The organism is Anaerotardibacter muris, assembly GCF_943192915.1.
Classification (GTDB): Bacteria; Actinomycetota; Coriobacteriia; order Coriobacteriales; family Eggerthellaceae; genus Anaerotardibacter; species Anaerotardibacter muris.
In genome coordinates, this window is record NZ_CALPCD010000001.1 from 258,311 (window position 1) to 277,200 (window position 18,890).

Sequence of the window (18,890 nt, forward strand, 5' to 3'; positions counted from 1 at the left end):
TGTAGTCAGCAGGCAAAAGCCTATCGGTTTCGAAAGGAGAAAACATTAGCTCGCAGCTAATGAAGGGCGGGTGAAAGCTGTGGTGGGATGGTAGCGCTGAATAGCCAGCTGCCGGCGAGGTCCACGCCTGCTGGCCTGTCCCCAAAGTGTCCGGGACAAAAACGGACCTGTCCCCGAAGTATTTGGGTTATTTTGCGAGCTTCTTGAGTTTGCCTTCGGCGTTGAAGACTTGCTTGTTGAGGCAGTCATGGGGCTCAATGCCAGTGACCACATCGATGGCGTTTTGCGCAGTGCGGGTGCGCAGTTCGAGACCAGCCTCTTCGGACCAGTAGGCAGCATGCGGAGTGAGCAGCGCATGGGGCGCCTTCAGGATGGGGTCATCAGCCGTAAGCGGTTCTTCCTCGAATACGTCGAGGCCAGCGCCCCAGATCGCATCGGCTTCAAGCGCAGCGGCCACCGCTTTTGTATCGATCACGGCACCACGCGAGGTATTGATGACGATGCAGTCGGGCTTCAGCAGCTTGATGTTGTCGGCGTTCAGCAGGTGATGCGTGGCAGGTACCAGAGCGGTGTGATAGCTGACCACGTCGGAGCGTTTCAGCAGGTCTTCGTAGGAAACGATCTCGTAGCCTTCGGGCGTACGACGGCCCGGCACGAGCGAGTGAGACCAGCAGATGACCTTGAAACCAAGACCGTAGGCCTTACGCGCAACTGCGCGACCGATGTCGCCCATTCCGACTACCCCGAACGTGCGGCCGTAGACCTGTCCCATCGGACGATGGCGGGTGAAGTCCCAGATACCGGCGTGCACATCGGCGTTGAGTTCGGGAAGGCGGCGCAGGATGGCCATAGCCATGGCGATGGCGTGGTCGGACACCACTTCGGTGGCGTAGCCGGGCACGTTGCAGACCGCAACACCATATTCAGTGGCAGCGTCGAGGTCGACCGTGTCGTAGCCAACACCCGCGCGCGAGACAACCTGGAGCTGCGGGAGCGACTCGAATACTTTGCGGGTGAACTGGCCGTATGCGGTGATGATCCCATCGGCATCGGCGCAATCGCGGATGATCGCGTCGGGTTCGCGTTCTTGCAAGCGGCCGAATTCAAGGCCGGCAGCCTCGACCATGTTCTTCTCGAGGGTGAGATCTTCTTGGTCGCTATCGAGGACGACTATCTTTGCCATGAGGGGCTCCTTTTTCGCACGAGGGTGATCGATCCCTGGTTGTATCTTTGTTGTTTCTTGGTTGCTATCGTACGCGCTTGGAGCGAGAGCGGCGTGCTAGCGAGCGAAGTGTAGCGGATTCGTAATACGGGAAGCGGCGCTATTGGAAATCTGCCGGGGTGCAGTGGCTGCAAGGTAATCGTGCATAACTTACCCGTTCCGCTGTTCGCCCTTCGGGCTCATGCGCTGCACTGCCTCATGCATTTTTACGCGAATTCAGCTTTGCTGAATTCTGGTTTGAAAATTGGTGTTCAGAGTAAGTTCTGCACGCTCACCTTACACCCGCAGCACCGTGCACGGTTGAACCTGTCCCCTTTTTGTCCCGGACAGAAATGAACCCGTCCCCAAAGGGCAATTAAAGGTATTTGGTGGGAAGGGCTTTGTTCTTGTATTGAGGGTGATTGCGCACGAAGCGCCAGCGGCAGAAGCGCGTGATGCCAAGCGCCACGAGGGCGACCACTAGAAACGACCCCGTTATCTCAAGCACCTTCATATTGTGTTCGGCGAACGCATAAAGAGAAGCCAGGCCGAACGCGACCGATAGCACGATGGTGAGCACCGTGAATAATTTGATGAGGATCTCTTTCGCGCGCAGCGGCGAGCGCAGCCATGCCACGAAGAAATAGACCACTACGGCAAGCACGACCAGCGCGATAACGAGTGGTGTCGATTGCAGCAAGCGAGCGATGATCGCCATGGGTTTCTCCTTTTCAGCACGTTGTGCGGCGCGTTCATATTATAATTTATGTTCGATAACTTGAAATGCTCGCTAACAACGGAGACAACTATGACCGATCAAGGATCTGCTGAACTGACTGCGGCGCTCGCTGAATATGGCATCGATTATGCCAATGCGATGGAGCGCATGATGGACAATGCTGCGCTCTACAAGCAACTTTCCGCGCACTATGTTGTGGACGAGAATTACAAGGGCTTCGTTGAAGCGATGGCGCTGGACGATTTCGACACCGCCTATACGCGCGTGCACACGCTGAAAGGTGTGGCGGGCAATCTTTCGTTCTCAACGCTGTATGCGCTTGCGGCTCAAGCGTGCGATGAGCTGACCGGTGGAAACCCCGAGGGCGCTCGTGCACTGATCGATGCGATCGGAGCAGCAGACAAGAGCGTGCGTGCTGGCCTCGATTATTGGCAGGGGCTTGCTTAACGCGCGATCGGTCAGGGGCATCGGCAGTGATGTCGGTGGACGAATCGATCATTGCAGAGGCTGATGCGGATGCAGCTGCGGAGAAGGACGCAGGCGCACGCTGCCTGGCCTGCAGGTTTAGACGTTGAATGTGGACAGGATGGGGCTGCCCCCGTTTTGTCCACTTCTCTTTGAGGGGAGTTCATCATGAAGATGGTCTTGGGACTGGCACAGACGGTACATCCAGAAGATGGCGATGCTGTTGCCGTGGTGGATCGGTTCGCTGCCGAAGCCGCCGAACGAGGCGTCGACCTGTTGGTGTTCCCTGAATCGTTGATGAGCCGCTACGAACAGGATGCAGGCGCCTTCATTCGCGAAGCTGAGCCGCTCGATGGAGCATTTTCGCAGGCAGTCGATGCGATCGCTGCACGCTATGGGCTCTGGATGATCTACACGCTGAACGAGATGAATCCCGCGGGCAAACCGTTCAACACCGCGGTGGTGGTGGATAGCACTGGTGAAAAGCGTGGGGTCTATCGCAAGGTCCACCTGTTCGATACCGATTTCACTCATGAGTCCGATCGCATGGCGGCAGGCGATGAATTCTTCGAGCCCATCGAAACGCCTTTCGGAAAGCTAGGGCTTGCTATCTGTTATGACCTGCGTTTTCCCGAACAGGCGCGCGCGGCGGCGTTACGCGGGTGCGATGTACTGGTGTATCCCGCGGCGTGGGTCGATGGTAAGACGAAGGCCGAGCAGTGGCATACACTGCTGGCGGCGCGAGCTATCGAGAACGAGTTGTTCTGCGTGGGCGTGAGTCGCGCGGATGCAGGCTATATCGGACAGAGCGCGGTGGCGAATCCGTATGGGATCTTGGTTGCGTGCGGTGGCCCTGGGGAAGAGCTGGTCACGTGCGAGATCGATATTGACCTGCGCAAAGAAGTCTACGAGCGAATGCCGGTATTCGAGCATCGGCGGGTGGATGTTTATACTGCAGCGAACGGTCTCGGGGCTGAGGCTGCAAGCTGAGGGCAGAGAGAAGGGTCTCGGATTCATCCGTTCCGCTGTTCGCCCTTCGGGCTCATGCGCTGCACTGCCTCATGCACTGTTTACACGAAAGCAACCCGTTGGGTCGCTTTCTGCTTTTCAAGTTAGCATTCAGAATGAATCTACGACCCTTCCCTCTGCCCTCACCTTGCAGCCTCTGCAGGTTGGGAGGGGCTGGCCGTGGCTGAATTGAACCTGTCCCCTTTTTGTCCGGGACAGAATTGAACCCGTCCCCAGTTAGGCTTGGGCCTTTTTCGTTAGATGCTCGATGGCAAGATCGATGATGCCGTTTGCGAAGATGATCGCGCCAAGAGCGAAGACGAACAGCGAGGTGGTCTCGAATGGATTCGCGATGATGACGATGCCACCGATCGCGATAATGGCACTGATCACGAGCGTGACGATCCACGAGGTGTGGCCCGCGGCGCGCAGTTCGAGCGAGCGAACCGCATTCACCACGCCGCACAACACCAGCAGGATGCCAAGCACCAGCGAGAAGAATCCAGCGATAACCTGCGGGAACAAGAACACGATCAGCGCGATGATGAGGAAGAACACGCCCGTGGCGAGCACGCCAGTTTCGCGGCTGTTCACCGGTTCGCGGAAGTAGCTGATGAGCGACGATGCACCCATGACCACGAAGATCGCGCCGACCAGATAGAGCACCGTGACGATGGTGAGGCCAGGCCAGAACATCAGCAGCAGGCCGACGATGATCGAGACGATCGCTTGGGCGACGATGTTGGATCTTACTATGTTCATGAAGGAGCTCATGGGGCCTCCTTGGGTTGGGGTCGTTGATTCGAGCATAACGCGCACACGAGAGCTTTCGCGGGCTGAGCGCGAATCTGCTAACCAGTTGTTACCGAGGTATCGCAGCCTGTCCCCAAAGTGTCCCGGACAGAAATGAACCCGTCCCCATTCTGCGCTTTAGTCTTCGGAGCCGAGGAATTGGATGTTCAGGTCTACGTTGCCGTCGATACCGGCAACGGAGCCTTTGTTGGTGTATTGCCAGATGCTGAAGTACTGGTTGAAGGTCGGGGAATTCACGTCGTATTGCGCGAGCCAGATGTTGAATTTAGCCAGGTCAGTAAGGTTGTATCGTAGCAAGTCCTTCATGCTACCGTAGATCATGGGCGTGTAGCCAGCTTCCTGGATGCGCGTGCAGAAGGCTTCGGCGTTCTTCGTCATCTGCTCGGGCGAAAGGTCGTCGGCGCGGCCGGTCATGCCGCTGATGCGCTCGTGATCGTAGGCCACTGGGTATGAGATATCGCATCCGCGCAAGCGTTCGATGACGAAATCGGCTTCTTCGCGCGCTTCTTCTTCGGTGGTTGCCTGGGAGTAGAAGTAAGCGCCCACCTTCACGCCCGCCAGCGCGGCGGCTTCCACGTTGTACTCGAAATAGTTATCTTGCGAAAGCTTCCCACTGGTCAAGCCGCGCGTGCCCACCCGCACGAAGGCGAAGGTGATGCCATCGTTGCGCACCGCGTTCCAATTGATGTAACCCTGATGTTCCGACACGTCCACGCCTGTGCGCGACTGCGGCTTACCCTCAACGGTGTAGACGAAGCGGCCATCCTCTTTGTGCAAGTAGTCCCAGTTGTAGGCCGAAGCCGTGGAGTTCGCGCTCTCTGTTTCGCGGGGGAACAGCGCCGAATTTATGGCCACTGCCACGAGCGCGACCACTAACACCACCAGCGCGATGATGGCGAAAGGCTCGCTTTGCGTTGCGCGGTCGAGCACCGAGCCGCGGGGGCTTCTATGCGAAATATTCTGTCGTGAACGACCAAACAAAGATTGATCCTTATCGAGCTAAAACCTTACTACCCGGACACTTCGGGACCTGTCCCCTTTCTGTCCCGGACAGTTTGGGACCTGTCCCCGAAATGATACTTAGTCGCGGGTGAGCTTGCGGTGGATGCGATGCGGCTTAGAAGCCTCAGGGCCAAGACGCGCTTCGCGATCTTTTTGGTAAGCCTCGAAGTTACCCTCGAACCAGTGCCAGTTGCCAGGGTTTTCGTCAGTGCCTTCCCATGCCAGGATGTGCGTGGCGATGCGGTCGAGGAACCAGCGGTCGTGGCTGACCACCACCGAGCAGCCCGGGAAGTTCAGCAACGCTTCTTCCAAACTGGAGAGCGTTTCGACATCGAGGTCGTTGGTAGGCTCGTCAAGCAGTAGCAGATTGCCGCCCTGCTTCAGCGTGAGTGCCAGGTTCAGGCGATTGCGTTCGCCACCCGAGAGCACACCCGCGGGTTTCTGCTGGTCGGAGCCTTTGAATCCGAAGCTCGCCACATAGGCGCGGCTGGGGATCTCGGTTTCGCCCACGCGCATATAATCGGTACCGCCAGAGACCACTTCCCACAATTTCTTGTCAGGGTCGATACCTTCGCGGTTCTGGTCAACGTAGGAGATCTGCACGGATTCGCCAACTTCGAGGTTGCCACTTGTAAGGTCCTCCAAGCCGACGATGGTCTTGAACAGGGTGGTCTTGCCCACGCCGTTCGGGCCGATGACGCCGACGATGCCGTTGCGAGGCAGGTCGAACGAAAGGTCGTCGATGAGCACGCGGCCGTCGAATTCCTTGTGCAAGTGTTCGGCCTTCAGCACCTTCGAACCCAGACGCGGGCCGACGGGAATTTGGATGTCGGTGAAGTCGAGCTTCTTCTGGCTGCGCGCTTCGGCTTCCATCTGCTCGTAGCGCTCGAGACGCGCTTTGTTCTTCGCCTGGCGAGCTTTCGGAGACGAGCGCACCCACTCGAGTTCGCGCTCCATGCGCTTGGCCAGTTTCGCCTGCTGCTGACCTTGTGCTTCCAGGCGCTTCGCCTTGGTCTCGAGATACGTCGAGTAATTGCCCTTGTACGGGAAGAGCGAGCCGCGGTCGACTTCGCAGATCCACTCGGCCACATTGTCGAGGAAGTAGCGGTCGTGCGTGACAGCCAGCACCGCACCAGGGTAGCGCGAGAGGAACTGTTCGAGCCAGAGGACGGATTCTGCATCGAGGTGGTTGGTGGGCTCGTCCAGAAGCAGCAGGTCAGGAGCTTCTAGGAGCAGCTTGCAAAGCGCCACGCGACGGCGTTCACCACCAGAGAGCACCGAGACAGGCATGTCAGGGTCGGGGCACTGGAGCGCATCCATGGCTTGGGAGAGCTGGCTGCCCAGGTCCCAACCATTGGCGGCATCGATGGCGGTCTGCAGTTCACCCATTTCAGCCATGAGTGCGTCGAAATCCGCGTCGGGATCGGCCATTTCAGCACCGATCTCGTTGAAGCGGTCGATCTTGGCCAGCACGTCGCCGAAGGCCTGCTGGATGTTCTCAAGGACGGTCTTGTCTTCATCGAGCGGCGGCTCCTGCTGCAGGATGCCAACGGTGTAGCCCGGGGTGAGGCGCGCTTCGCCGTTGGAGACATCCTCGAGGCCAGCCATGATCTTCAGCAGCGTGGACTTGCCCATACCGTTGGGACCGACCACACCGATCTTCGCGCCGGGATAGAAGGAGAGCGTGACATCATCGAGGATGACCTTGTCGCCGTGCGCTTTGCGCGCTTGATGCATCTGGTAGACGAATTCCGCCATGAATTGCTCTCTTCCACTTGGTAATAAGTTCGTGAATGAAATTGTACCTGCCGAGGCGAGGATTCGTGTGTGCAGCGGGCGGTCATTCGGTGTAGGACAAGCGGCAGTTCGAGGCCGGATGCTTTACTGTCTGGGACACTTTGGGGACGGGTCCGTTTTTGTCCCGGACACTTTGGGACCTGTCCCCCTTCTGTCCGGGACAGTTTAGGACCTGTCCCCGAAGTTTTGGTTAGAGGGTGCGCTGCTGGTAGAGGGCGCCGTCGGTGAAGCCTTGAGCACGGTAATAAGCGCGGGTGCCCACGGAGCTTATCACGTTGAGCTTCTTATAGCCGTGGGAGCGGGCTATCTCGCAAGCACGCTCGATGAGAGACTTGCCAAGACCGCGATGCTGGGCGCTGGAACCAGACTGGTGGAGACTGGAGACGCGACCATAGACGTGTACCTCACGGATCATGGCTTCATCAGCGGAAACGGGCAAATTGTCGTAGGCTTCAAAGGCTTCGGGCTTGGGTAGCGAAAGGCGCAAGAAACCAGCGATCTTGTTCTCGGGCGTTACCCATTGAAGGAAGAATTCGTGGGTCGAAATGGTCTCGTAGGGAATCGTTTCGAGGCGCAACTCCCCCACCTCGACATCTTGAGTGCTTATCTCGCGATGGCGGATCTCTTGGATGCCTCCGGTGATCGATTCCTCTATTTCGCAAGCTTTCGAGCTCGCATCTTGCACGCGCTCTTCCGCTCTTGCTTCTACCAGCTGACGAAGATTCACCTTCTTGTTGCCCGCCATGATGTCATGGGCGGAGAAGTCGCGGATCATGCGCGAGATGCGCGTGAATCCAGGGGTGGCCAGCACATCATCTACCAACACGTTCACCAGGGTCTCTTCATCGTAAGGCTGCCAGGTTCCGTCTTCGTAGTGCGCGCACAATTCCGTGCCCTTCACCAGCGCACAAGGATAGAGCTTGATCTCGTCGGGCTGGAAGGCAGTCTCGCTCACGAACGCGCGGAAGTCTTCACGATCAGTATCGGGCGTAGCGCCAAGCAGGTTCACCATGAAATGCGTGTGCGTCTTGAAGCCGAACAAGCGCGTGAGATCGAGCGCTCGAGCCAGATCCTCGCGGGTGGAGGGTCGCTTGTTTAGTTCGTGGATGCGCGGATCGAGACTCTGGATGCCCATCTGCAATTTGGTCGCGCCGAGGCGGCGCAGGTGCGTGAGACCCTCTGTGTTGATAGTAGTAGGGCGCGTTTCGACCACCAGGCCGACCACACGGTGTTTCGCCTGCTCGTTAGCGGCTTGTTCGCGTTCGAGGTCCTCCATAGTGGCGCGCTGAGCGGCGGTGATGGTGCACCATGCGTCGTTTCCCTCATAGAGCTCAGCGATGGCATCGTTGTAAGTCAGCTCGCCATCGTCCACGCGGCGTTGCACGTCTTCCGTCGCAGCAATGAGCCCATCGCGATCATAGGTAAGGCCACACTTCTTATACCAATGCCGGCGCTCACGGGCATTCACATCGGCCAGTGACTGAGGCTGGCCATCTGCGGAAGGCGCTCCGCTATCCGCATCGTTCAAGGCGCGGAAGAGTTCGGTGATGAACCAAACTTGGTATTCACGCGGATAGTCGCTCCAGGTGCCGCCCAACACGATCAGCTCGATCTTGTCGGTGACGTGGCCCATTTGGTTGAGCGCGCGCAGGCGCGAAGTGACCTGCAGATACGGATCGAAGTAGTTGCGCTCGGCGCGCTGGCATGCGGGCTCATCGGCCAGGTAGCTCTTGGGCATGCGTACATCATTCGGGCAATAGATGCACGCGCCCGAACACTTCCAAGGCTTGGTGATGACCGTGATGGTAGCCACGCCTGACGCGCTGCGGCGCGGCTTCACTTGGAGCAGCGCGATAAGCTGTTGTTCGAGCTCAGGCGTGATATTCCACGCAGCCCAGATCTCAGGGGCGCGTTCTTTGGTACGCAGGTAGAACGGCAGCAGCTTCTTCTTGGAATAGTGGCGTGCATTCGACTGAAGTTCGCGATTGTGGTCATTCAGGATGCGCAGCAGATCCTTTGCGCTAAGCTCTTCCCCACTGCGCAGCCGCTCGACTATTTCAGCAATGATGGTTTCCACTAGGCGAAGTAGTGAACGCCGCCTTCGAAGATAGGCTGGTAGAGATTACCCGGAACGTTCTTGTAGAGACCTTCGCCACTGCGCTCACTGTGACCCATCTTGCCGAACACGCGGCCGTCGGGGCTGGTGATGCCTTCGATGGCCCAGACAGAACCATTCGGGTTGAACGCCAGGTCCATGGACGGATCGCCCGCGCCATCAACATACTGCGTAGCGATCTGGCCATTCGCTTTCAGTTGCTCGAGCATCTCGGGGCTCGCCACGAAGCGGCCTTCGCCGTGGCTGATTGCAACCGTGTGGATCTCGCCCACTTCGCACAGCGAAAGCCAAGGCGAAAGCGTTGATGCCACGCGCGTGTCGACCAGCATGCTCTGATGGCGGCCAATGGAATTGAACGTGAGCGTGGGGCATGTATCATCCATTTCGCGAATATCGCCGTAAGGCACCAGGCCCAATTTCACGAGCGCCTGGAAACCGTTGCAGATACCCAGCATCAAGCCATCGCGATTCTGCAGCAGATCACGTACCGCTTCGGTAACTTCAGGCGCGCGGAAGAACGAAGTGATGAACTTTGCGGAACCATCGGGTTCATCGCCGCCGGAAAAACCACCGGGAATCATGACGATCTGGCTTTCGCGGATGGCCGCAGCCAGGGCCTTCGTGCTCTCGATGACCGCCTGCGGGTTCAGATTGTTCACGATGAGCGTGGTGGGTGCGGCACCGGCGCGTTCGAAAGCGCGGGCCGAGTCATATTCGCAGTTATTGCCTGGGAAGACAGGGATGACAACACGCGGTTTCGCGACCGAACCGCAGTAGACCAGCGGAGCCTCCGCGGTGAAGCTGAGTGCCTCGATGGAGCTGGCTTCAGCATCTTCTACGGCCGCCGCGGCGGCATCCTGAGCAGTTGCTTCCTCGTTTTCGAGCGTGCGATACGGGAATACCGATTCGAGCTTGGCTTCCCACGCTTCCTGCAGGTCGGCCAGGGCGACCGATTCATCGCCAACAGCGAATTCGTATTCTGCGGTGGTGATACCTGCTTCGATCACCTCAACAACATCGGAGGATTCAGGGATCTGCGCATCCGCATCCAGCTCCACGATGAAACTGCCGTATGCGGGTACGAAGAGCGCCGCGCTGTTCACGGTGCCATCGATCTGAACGCCGATGCGGTTACCAACGCACATCTTGAAGAGCGCTTCGGCGTAGCTGCCATATCCAGGCGTGGAGACCGCCAGTGCCTTGCCGCTGCCGATCAGGTCCTCGACCAGGCTGCATGCATCGCGGAAGCCCTGCGCATCGGGAAGCAGGCCATCTTCTGTATAAGCCGGCGAGATGAACACAACGCGGTTGCCCGCGCCCTTGAATTCAGGAGACGTGATACGGTCGATCGGGCCGCATGCGGTTGCGAAGGAAACGAGTGTGGGCGGCACATCGAGCTGCTCGAAAGAGCCTGACATGGAGTCCTTGCCGCCAATGGAGCCAACTTCAGTGTCGACCTGCGCCATCAGCGCGCCCAGCACCGACGCGACCGGCTTGCCCCAGCGGGTAGGTTCATCGCGCAGGCGTTCGAAGTACTCCTGGAATGAATAGTAGGCGTTAGCGCGCTCGAAGCCTGCAGCAACGAGCTTCGCGAGCGATTCGATGACCGCCAGATAAGCGCCTTCGTATTGGTTCGCTTCAGAAAGATAGGGGTTGAAGCCCCAGGCCATACCCGAGCATGTAGTGGTCTCGCCGTCGACAGGCAGCTTCGCAGCCATAGCCATGGAAGGCGTGAGCTGGTGTTCGCCGCCAAAGGGCATGAGCACCGTGCCAGCGCCGATGGTGGAGTCGAAGCGCTCGGAAAGTCCCTTGTTCGAAGCCACGTTCAGGTCGGTGACCACCGCCATCATACGCTCAGCCAGCGTATTGCCAGGCCATTCGGGAAGATACTCGCCACCTTCTTCAACGTGCACTTCGACGTGCTTGGGCGCACCGTTGGAGGCCAAGAATTCACGGCTCACGTCCACGATGGTGTCGCCGTTCCAGGTCATGCGCACGCGCTGTTCAGCGGTGACCGTAGCCACGGGAGTAGCCTCCAGGTTCTCGCTGTGGGCCAGTTCGATGAAGCGGTCCACATCTTCAGGGGCCAGCGCAACGGCCATGCGTTCCTGGCTTTCAGAAATAGCCAGTTCGGTGCCGTCGAGACCTTCATATTTCTTGGGAACGCGGTCAAGGTCGATCTGCAAGCCGTCGGCCAATTCGCCGATAGCCACCGACACGCCGCCTGCGCCGAAGTCGTTGCAGCGCTTGATCATGCGGCTGGCTTCTGAGTTACGGAACAGGCGCTGGATCTTGCGCTCAACAGGGGCGTTGCCCTTCTGGACCTCCGCGCCGCAGGTTTCGATGGACTCAAGGTTGTGCGCCTTGGACGAACCAGTTGCGCCGCCGATACCGTCGCGGCCCGTACGGCCGCCAAGCAGCACGATAACATCGCCCGGAGCGGGAGTTTCACGACGAACATCAGCCGCAGGGGTTGCGCCCACCACTGCGCCGATCTCCATGCGCTTTGCTGCGTAACCAGGGTGATAGAGTTCGTTGACCTGGCCTGTTGCCAGACCGATCTGGTTGCCGTAGGACGAAAAGCCCGACGCCGCTGTGGTCACCAACTTACGTTGCGGCAGCTTGCCAGGCAGCGTTTGGTCCACGGGAACCAGCGGGTCGGCCGCGCCCGTGACGCGCATGGACTGATACACATAGCTGCGGCCTGAAAGCGGGTCACGGATAGCACCGCCCACACAGGTTGCCGCGCCACCAAAAGGCTCGATCTCGGTGGGGTGGTTGTGGGTCTCGTTCTTAAAGAGGTAGAGCCAGTCTTGCTCTTCGCCATCAACATCGACCTTCACCTTCACGGTGCAAGCGTTGATCTCTTCGGATTCGTCGAGGTTCTTCAGAATTCCCTTGTCTTTGAGCCATTTCGCGCCGATGGTACCCATGTCCATGAGCGTGACGGGCTTAGAATCGCGGTCGAGGTCGCTGCGCATGCGCAGGTAGTTATCGAAGGCTTCGCGAACCTGGGCGTCGTCGATGCGTAGATTCTCAAGTTCGGTGCCGAAGGTGGTGTGGCGGCAGTGATCGGACCAGTAGGTGTCGATCATCTTGATCTCGGTGATGGTGGGATTGCGCTTCTCGCTGGCGAAATAGCGCTGGCAGAATTCGATGTCGGCCAGGTCCATGGCTAGGCCGCGATCAGCGATGAATTGCTGAAGGCCAGCAGCGTCTAAGTCGATGAAGCCATCGATCACCTCAACAGGTTCGGGTGTGGGAAATTCCATCTTCAGCGTGCTGGGCTTTTCGAGCGCAGCTTCACGCGCTTCAACTGGGTTGATGACGTAATTCTTGATGGCGCTGATATCTTCATCAGTGAGCGCGCCTTCGAGCAGGAAGATGCGCGCGCTGCGAACCTCGGGGCGTTCGCCCTGGCTGATGAGCTGAATGCACTCGCTTGCCGAGTCGGCACGCTGGTCGAACTGGCCAGGCAGGAATTCCACGCCGAAGACGGTGGCACCGGGGGCTTCGGGGAGCTGGTCATAGACCGTGTCGGACTGCGGTTCGCTGAATACCGTGGGGGTGCAGGTGGCGAAGAGATCGTCGGTGATGCCTTCGACATCGTAGCGGTTGAGCAGGCGCAAGTTGTCAAGATCATTGATGCCAAGGATGGTGCGCAGCTCATGCAACAGCTGCTGAGCTTCGACGTCGAATCCAGGCTTCTTTTCAACATAGACGCGTGAGACCATGGGCTCCTACTTTCTTGGGCGAGGCGTTTTGTTGCTGGTTCCTATGATAAAGCCTTGGGCGGGTGAATCGCATGAGAACCAGGCGCGCTTGCTTGAATTCTTGGTGTCCGCTGCGGCTGCAGGGCAAGGGTGCATAATTTACCCGCTACCCTGCTCATGATTGGGGACGCTCTCCAGTATTATTATGCGAACCAGCTTTGCTGGTTCTGTCTTTTCAAGTTTGCTATTCGAAGTAAATTCTGCACCTACCCCTTGCAGCCGCAGCTACTCTGCCGAAGTCATTGAGCTTTCCCGCATCGATCGTAGCGCCCTTGCCCCAATGCTCCCCAGTTGCCTAAGTCTTGGGAGTAGCGCGCATGATTTATGGTTTCATGGTCTCATGCCAATTGGCGGCATCGTCAAGGGCCAGCAAGGTGCTGGCGGTTTGGGTGTAGCTCGACTTACGAAAGGACTTACCATGTACGTGACCTGCCTGGATATGGAAGGTGTATTGGTTCCTGAGATCTGGATCGCGTTCGCAGAGGCAAGCGGCATCCCCGAGCTGAAGCGCACGACGCGCGATGAACCCGACTACAACAAGCTGATGAACTGGCGTTTGGGCATCCTGAAGGAACACGGCCTCGGGCTCAAGGAGATCCAGGAGACCATCGCCACCATCGATCCGCTGCCAGGCGCGAAGGAATTCTTGGATGAGCTGCGCGATAATGGCCAGGTGATCGTGATCAGCGACACCTTCACGCAGTTCGCAAAGCCGCTGATGGAGAAGTTGGGCATGCCTACGCTGTTCTGCAACGAACTGATCGTTGCTCCTGATGGCGAGATCACGGGCTTCCGCATGCGTTGCGACCAGTCGAAGCTCACCACCGTGAAAGCACTGCAGAGCTGCGGCTTCGACACCATCGCGGTGGGCGACAGCCACAACGACCTGGGCATGATCCGCGCGAGCAAGGACGGCTTCCTGTTCCGCAGCACTGATGCCATCATCGCGGAGAATCCCGACCTGCAGGCCTTCGAGGAGTTCGACGACCTGCTGGCGGCTATAAAGGGTGCGCTGGCAGAGTAGCTCGAACGGACATGAGCCTACAAAGGCCGTCCCGCTCTTGAAGTCTAGTTCAAGGTGCGAGACGGCCTTTTTGATGCAAGCCAGTTTTTAGAATACTGACGATCCAGCGCGATCGGAGCCAAACCCAGGAGCGAGCGCCCTAGCGCTTCGAATGCGGGCCGTAGCTGGGTTCGAAGACTGAATCAGGCATCTCAGGGCCGTTGTAACAGAGCACCGCTTCGCCATCCATCTGAGCTATCTGATCGTCGCTGTAACCGTATTCGCCCATGATGCGCGCAGTATCGTAGCCGATCGGGCGGCTCTTGTAGAGCACCGGATCGCCCACGCTCCCGAAACGGATAGGCGAAGTGGGTAGGACCTTCTCGCCGAATGCGTCGTAGTGGACACGGCGCAGAGCGTCGTTGGCGTAAGCCTCTTCGTCGGAGAGGATATCCTCGCTCTTGTACAGGCGCTGGTACGGAAAATCATTCTCCTTGAAGATCTTCTCCCAGTAATCCCAATCTTGTGTGGCGAACTGGTCTTCCAGGATCTTCACCACTTCGGTATTGCGACCTGAGCCATCGTTGATAACGCTCGCCTTGTTCAGGCGCTCGTCGCCAATATACTGGTCGAGCCCGATCGAGCGCATGACGTGGTCGAAGAAGAGGTCATAGCTTCCGTAGCAGATCATGAACCAGACGTCGTCCTTGGTGCGATAGGAATTGTTGGTCGGGCACGTGACGTTGTAGCGCGACTTCGGCCAAACATCGCCGAATTGCGACGATGCCAGCATGATCTGCATGGCCCAAAGCGCGCAGTGGTAAAGATTGACCGTGACCTTGTCGCCCACGCCCGTGCGCAGCTTACGAACGAGCGCGCCCAGCACGCCTGCCGTAAGACCCATGGAGGCGTTCCAATCGCCGATAGCGGCTGGCCAGTTGATGGGTTGGAAGTTTTCGGATTGTGGTAACGACGCGAAGAAGCCGCCACGCGCACCATAAGCCGTGGTGTCGAAGCCCTTGCTCTCGGCCTCGGGGCCGTATTCGCCATAGCCGCGCATCTGCGCCCAGACCAAGTGAGGATGGCGCGCGTGCACCGATTCATAGTCGAGACCCAGCTTCACCAGCGCTTTATCGCGAAAGCTCGTGATCATTATGTCGGCATCGGCAAGAAGCTTCTCGAGAAATTCCTTGCCCGCTTCGCTCTTCAGGTTAACGCTAAGGAAGTTCTTATTCATCGAGGCTAGGTCAAAAGCGGGATCATCGATGTCGGTCTTCTCCATGCCAAAGCCTGGGCCGTTCGTGCGGTATTCGTCGCCCGAGAACGGTTCGATCTTGTAGATGGTCGCACCCATTTCGCCCAAGATGCGCGGGCAGGCAGGCGCTGCAACGTAACCGGTCAGCTCAACTACCTTGATGCCTTCAAGGCCTTTTGTCTCTTCGATCCCTGTCATTCTTGTCTCCCCTTCTCGCTGGATGCCCTGCTGCTTGCCGCTCCAAGCTGGTGCGGTTCTCGCTACATACGGTCAACGCCTCCTGCGCGCCCTCTGTTTTGTGTCGTTCAAGATGGTTCGTGCGTCTTCCTATAGAGCCTAACAAATATGGTTCAGGTTTTGAAACACTGTTCGTGGTAGTTTGGGGCGCGTTTCAAAATGAAATGCATAGGGACTTGGTGGGTGGTTTTGGGGAAGCTTGATTTAGTGGCCGCACGAATTGTGTTAGTAATCGGGGTTCTTTCTCTTGTTCTTGTAGGACTCTTGCCTGCACGGGCTTCAGCGCTTTACAATTCAAACCCCTGCTTCAACTAAAGGAAGGTAAGTTGATGGCTGGAAAAGGAACCATCGGGAAAATCAAGTTTGCGTTCATTGGTCTGATAGTCGGTATCGTGATCGGCGTTGGCGGAACATTCTTCTTGCTGCAATCTGGCAATTCGAATAACGATGCAGACCATGTTGCACCTTCGGTCGTCTTCGATCGCATGACCGCGCAGGACGAGTTGGTTTGCGCGTCGCAGCAATACAACATCACAGACAAGGCAACCAATAGCGCAACCTTCTTCGATATTTGCGATATCCCATTCACTGAAAACAGCTTTTGGTATCGCTTTGTCGGCACGATCAAAGTTGGCGTGGATCTGGAAAACGCCGAATTTTCTGCAACTGGCAGCACCATCAAAGTTGAGCTGGACCAGCCCTACATCATCTCGAACACCCCCGACATGGATAAGTCTGGTGTGTTGGAAGAGAACAACAATTTCTTGAATCCGATCAAAGTGGAGAATATCGACGAATTTCAGCGCCAATGCATCGAACAAAGCGAGAACGAAATTTCAGCCGGCGGCATTTATGATGAGGCTCGCGCGAACGCAGAGCGGAACATCCGCGACATGTTCGAGGCTGCGCTTGGCGATGGCTACAACGTTGAATTCACCTGGCGCGAAACCGAGCCGACTAGCGAATAGCGACTGATTTGGCTCATGTTCGATAAGCTGCAAAACAAAATGGCTGCTTTTGCTAAGCAAGCTGGTGAAACGGTTTCCATGCTCGGTACCGTACTGATCACCGTGCCTCTTGCGGCTATTATCGCGCTCGTGTTTGGGCTGCTGTTGTCCAGCGCAAGCGTTGGATTCGCTGTTTTCTTCATTTCGCTTGCAGCCTTGATCGTTTGGTTCAGAAGCGATGGCAAGTAGCTCAGCGTTGCTTCAATTGAGCAGCTGCGGGCGGTTTAGCTAGTCCAGAGCTTGAACAGGCTCGGGTGGAAGGTCAGCTGGACGGCTGATATCGAGCGGTTCTATCGATTCAAAGTATCCCGAAGGCCATTCAGTGCGGCGAAGGACAACGTAACGATTTTGGTCGCCCGTTTTTCCGTCAGCTGTGAAGGAATCGACAAGGGTCGCGTAACCAGAGATTTGGCCGATAAGGAGATCGATCTCCTTATCGGTGAAATGGTGACAATAGCGGTATTGACCTGGCAGGTTCTTCCATCCTAGGAAATAGTCGCCGGGGTCGAGCGCGTCGGGCATCACAACAGGACGCGGCTCTGCTGTATCATGCAGGCCTTCAGCCTTGTGCTCAAGATCGTTTTCAGTCACTTCGAGCGAATAGAACTCAAGGGCTTCGGTATGCGTTTGCTCAACCTTCTCGCGCTTGCTTTCGTCGTTCATGAACTGCCAAAACGACACGATCAGGTGACCGTTGGGTTTCACATAGTTGAGCGCATGTTTAAGGAATTCAACGCGCAACTCGAAACTGGGAATGTGATGCATGAAACCAAAGGATGCCACGATGTCGAAAGGGCCGTTTTGCGCAAGCTCGGGAGTATTCGCGGACTCGAACGGCGGAAGACCCTCGAGCATGTTAGCGATGATATCTTCGCAGGTGAAGTTAACATTGCTGGCGATTGCTGGGTTCGCATGGGTAAGTGATTCGCAATTGTCTACAGCAAAGAACTGCCAGTCGATTGCTGGGTATTCTTCAACCAGAAATGCTGCGAAACGAAGATTCCCACACGCAACGTCGAGCACCGATACCTCGGTATCGGGCTCAAGTTTGCAAGCATCCACACAACGACGCCAGCCCTCCCATGGAGTGCTTCGCGTTTGCGAGAACGATGCTGCATTTTCCTCATAAAAACGAGCATTGATCCGGTTCAATATGTTCGCAGTTTCTTGGTTCATGATTTTCTATGCTAGCAGAACTAGGCCGATCTTTCGTTGTGCATATCCATGCTTCATCTGCCACGTAGAGACTTACGTTGCTTGCAACTAAAAACATCACGAAAGTAAAACAATATTCAGTTCTAATCCTGCGCGTATAATGTGCTTTGTTAAGAAAGGTTGCCACATGCCAAAATGTCCCGAATGTCATTCAAAGATTTCTGATAGCGCTCTTGTCTGTCCTCATTGTGGTTTTCAAGCATCAGGTAAGTTGGTTCCAATCAATAATTTGACAATCGCACAAACCCCTTTCGTCTTAGCTGTACCAGAAACAGACGTTATGCAAAATGGATTGATGCTACTCTCCAAGGACACCAACGAGAAACTCGTTGATTTCATCACTAATGCCGATAATGCCTCCCGACTTTTTCCCGCAATTTACGAAACAATAAAAAAATGATGACACGCGGAGAAGTGAAATACACTGCCGACTTCAGTAAAGCCGCTGAAGAACTATTGAGGAAGGGAGCGCTTGCATTAAAGCCCGACAAGCACGGCCGCATCATGCCACAGTTGCGCGATCCCAACACCAATAGAGTTTATGGAATGGTGCGACTGAAAATTGAAGATCTCCCAGTAGACATTGCCCCGTCACTAGTTAGCTTACAAATGCAACTAACTATGATGCAGGTTCTTACTAAAATTGAACAAGTAGCTGCGGATGTAGAAGCATTGCGCTTGGAGAACCACGCTGATCGTATCGCAGAAGCAGAGAGCGTTTGGTTCAAGTTACAGCAAGCCGTTCTCATAAAAGATGCTCGGCTTCGCGAAATACAATTGCTCAGCATAGCAAGCTCAGCAACAGAATCACGCTGCGGCCTGCAAGCAAATCTGATACTTCGCATCTCACAACTTGGTGAAGGCTCAACCAAAGCAAAAGCCAATAACGCCAATGCTGCCTTGTCTGAACTAGCCAGCATTACACTGATGGCTCGAAGCGAGTACGCGGCATATGCGTTATTGGATGAGCCAGAAGCTGCTCGAGAATGCCTTGAACAACTCTCTTCGTTTATGAATGATAATGATTTATGTAGTCGCGATCTGCTACTAGAAATCAATTCTCAATCTGACGTAAAACGGCAGGACATCGTTGATGGCTTCCATCGGATTGCAGTAGATATGTCAAGTGCTTTTAAGCGGCTTGATCTTTCTGGCACGCAGATGATCAACCTAGTTAATAGCGGTTTACAAAATGACATGGATGAAATGGACAATGCGAATGAATCAAAAACAGAAGAGTAAACATTGTTTGGTTTGTA

At 56.4% G+C, this 18,890-nt stretch carries 16 protein-coding genes; 7 read left to right on the top strand and 9 right to left on the bottom strand.

Annotation, left to right across the window (positions count from 1 at the left end):
* Nucleotides 1–187: 187 nt before the first annotated feature.
* Together NFR25_RS00910 and NFR25_RS00915 are read right to left on the bottom strand one after the other, a co-directional pair.
* On the bottom strand, nucleotides 188–1,183 hold the full coding sequence (locus tag NFR25_RS00910; RefSeq protein ID WP_251197371.1) for a C-terminal binding protein: 996 nt from the start codon (nucleotides 1,181–1,183) through the stop codon (nucleotides 188–190).
* A gap of 394 nt (nucleotides 1,184–1,577) precedes the next feature.
* Nucleotides 1,578–1,919 (bottom strand): guanylate cyclase, encoded by a 342-nt coding sequence (locus tag NFR25_RS00915; protein ID WP_251197372.1) that lies wholly within the window; start codon nucleotides 1,917–1,919, stop codon nucleotides 1,578–1,580.
* Between the two features lie 90 nt (nucleotides 1,920–2,009).
* Here NFR25_RS00915 and NFR25_RS00920 point away from each other — a divergent pair, with 90 nt between their 5' ends.
* Together NFR25_RS00920 and NFR25_RS00925 are read left to right on the top strand one after the other, a co-directional pair.
* Nucleotides 2,010–2,387 (top strand): Hpt domain-containing protein, encoded by a 378-nt coding sequence (locus tag NFR25_RS00920; protein WP_251197373.1) that lies wholly within the window; start codon nucleotides 2,010–2,012, stop codon nucleotides 2,385–2,387.
* A 186-nt stretch (nucleotides 2,388–2,573) separates the two neighbouring features.
* Nucleotides 2,574–3,395, top strand: a complete 822-nt coding sequence (locus NFR25_RS00925) for a nitrilase-related carbon-nitrogen hydrolase (RefSeq protein ID WP_251197374.1) — start codon at nucleotides 2,574–2,576, stop codon at nucleotides 3,393–3,395.
* A 255-nt stretch (nucleotides 3,396–3,650) separates the two neighbouring features.
* Here NFR25_RS00925 and NFR25_RS00930 read toward each other — a convergent pair whose 3' ends face one another.
* The 5 genes from NFR25_RS00930 to NFR25_RS00950 form a co-directional block, all read right to left on the bottom strand.
* Complete coding sequence (locus tag NFR25_RS00930) at nucleotides 3,651–4,187, bottom strand: HdeD family acid-resistance protein (RefSeq protein ID WP_251197375.1); 537 nt, start codon at nucleotides 4,185–4,187, stop codon at nucleotides 3,651–3,653.
* 156 nt (nucleotides 4,188–4,343) lie between these two features.
* A complete protein-coding gene (locus tag NFR25_RS00935; RefSeq protein WP_251197376.1) occupies nucleotides 4,344–5,207 on the bottom strand; it encodes a glycoside hydrolase family 25 protein in 864 nt (287 codons plus the stop codon).
* 99 nt (nucleotides 5,208–5,306) lie between these two features.
* Nucleotides 5,307–6,986, bottom strand: coding sequence for an energy-dependent translational throttle protein EttA (gene ettA / locus NFR25_RS00940; RefSeq protein ID WP_251197377.1), 1,680 nt, complete (start codon nucleotides 6,984–6,986; stop codon nucleotides 5,307–5,309).
* A gap of 229 nt (nucleotides 6,987–7,215) precedes the next feature.
* The gene (locus tag NFR25_RS00945; RefSeq protein ID WP_251197378.1) at nucleotides 7,216–9,102 is read right to left on the bottom strand and encodes an elongator complex protein 3; all 1,887 of its coding nucleotides are present in this window, start codon (nucleotides 9,100–9,102) and stop codon (nucleotides 7,216–7,218) included.
* Nucleotides 9,102–12,875, bottom strand: a complete 3,774-nt coding sequence (locus tag NFR25_RS00950) for a phosphoribosylformylglycinamidine synthase (RefSeq protein ID WP_251197379.1) — start codon at nucleotides 12,873–12,875, stop codon at nucleotides 9,102–9,104. Before NFR25_RS00950 ends, NFR25_RS00945 begins: the two co-directional genes overlap by 1 nt.
* A gap of 379 nt (nucleotides 12,876–13,254) precedes the next feature.
* On the opposite strand from NFR25_RS00950, the gene thrH reads away from it, so the two are divergent.
* Nucleotides 13,255–13,938 carry a bifunctional phosphoserine phosphatase/homoserine phosphotransferase ThrH gene (gene thrH / locus NFR25_RS00955; protein WP_251197380.1) on the top strand — a complete coding sequence of 228 codons (684 nt, stop codon included), beginning with the start codon at nucleotides 13,255–13,257 and terminating at the stop codon, nucleotides 13,936–13,938.
* Between the two features lie 139 nt (nucleotides 13,939–14,077).
* Here thrH and NFR25_RS00960 read toward each other — a convergent pair whose 3' ends face one another.
* The gene (locus tag NFR25_RS00960; RefSeq protein WP_251197381.1) at nucleotides 14,078–15,370 is read right to left on the bottom strand and encodes a CaiB/BaiF CoA transferase family protein; all 1,293 of its coding nucleotides are present in this window, start codon (nucleotides 15,368–15,370) and stop codon (nucleotides 14,078–14,080) included.
* 368 nt (nucleotides 15,371–15,738) lie between these two features.
* On the opposite strand from NFR25_RS00960, the gene NFR25_RS00965 reads away from it, so the two are divergent.
* Together NFR25_RS00965 and NFR25_RS00970 are read left to right on the top strand one after the other, a co-directional pair.
* Nucleotides 15,739–16,377, top strand: a complete 639-nt coding sequence (locus NFR25_RS00965) for a DUF4230 domain-containing protein (protein WP_251197382.1) — start codon at nucleotides 15,739–15,741, stop codon at nucleotides 16,375–16,377.
* Nucleotides 16,378–16,416: 39 nt separating this feature from the next.
* The gene (locus NFR25_RS00970) at nucleotides 16,417–16,605 is read left to right on the top strand and encodes a hypothetical protein (protein WP_251197383.1); all 189 of its coding nucleotides are present in this window, start codon (nucleotides 16,417–16,419) and stop codon (nucleotides 16,603–16,605) included.
* A 39-nt stretch (nucleotides 16,606–16,644) separates the two neighbouring features.
* Here the strand turns inward: NFR25_RS00970 and NFR25_RS00975 are convergent, their stop codons facing one another.
* On the bottom strand, nucleotides 16,645–17,592 hold the full coding sequence (locus NFR25_RS00975) for a class I SAM-dependent methyltransferase (RefSeq protein WP_251197384.1): 948 nt from the start codon (nucleotides 17,590–17,592) through the stop codon (nucleotides 16,645–16,647).
* Between the two features lie 166 nt (nucleotides 17,593–17,758).
* On the opposite strand from NFR25_RS00975, the gene NFR25_RS00980 reads away from it, so the two are divergent.
* A complete protein-coding gene (locus tag NFR25_RS00980; protein ID WP_251197385.1) occupies nucleotides 17,759–18,031 on the top strand; it encodes a zinc-ribbon domain-containing protein in 273 nt (90 codons plus the stop codon).
* A complete protein-coding gene (locus NFR25_RS00985; protein ID WP_251197386.1) occupies nucleotides 18,028–18,873 on the top strand; it encodes a hypothetical protein in 846 nt (281 codons plus the stop codon). The genes NFR25_RS00980 and NFR25_RS00985 overlap by 4 nt, the downstream gene beginning before the upstream one ends.
* The last annotated feature ends 17 nt before the right edge of the window (nucleotides 18,874–18,890 follow it).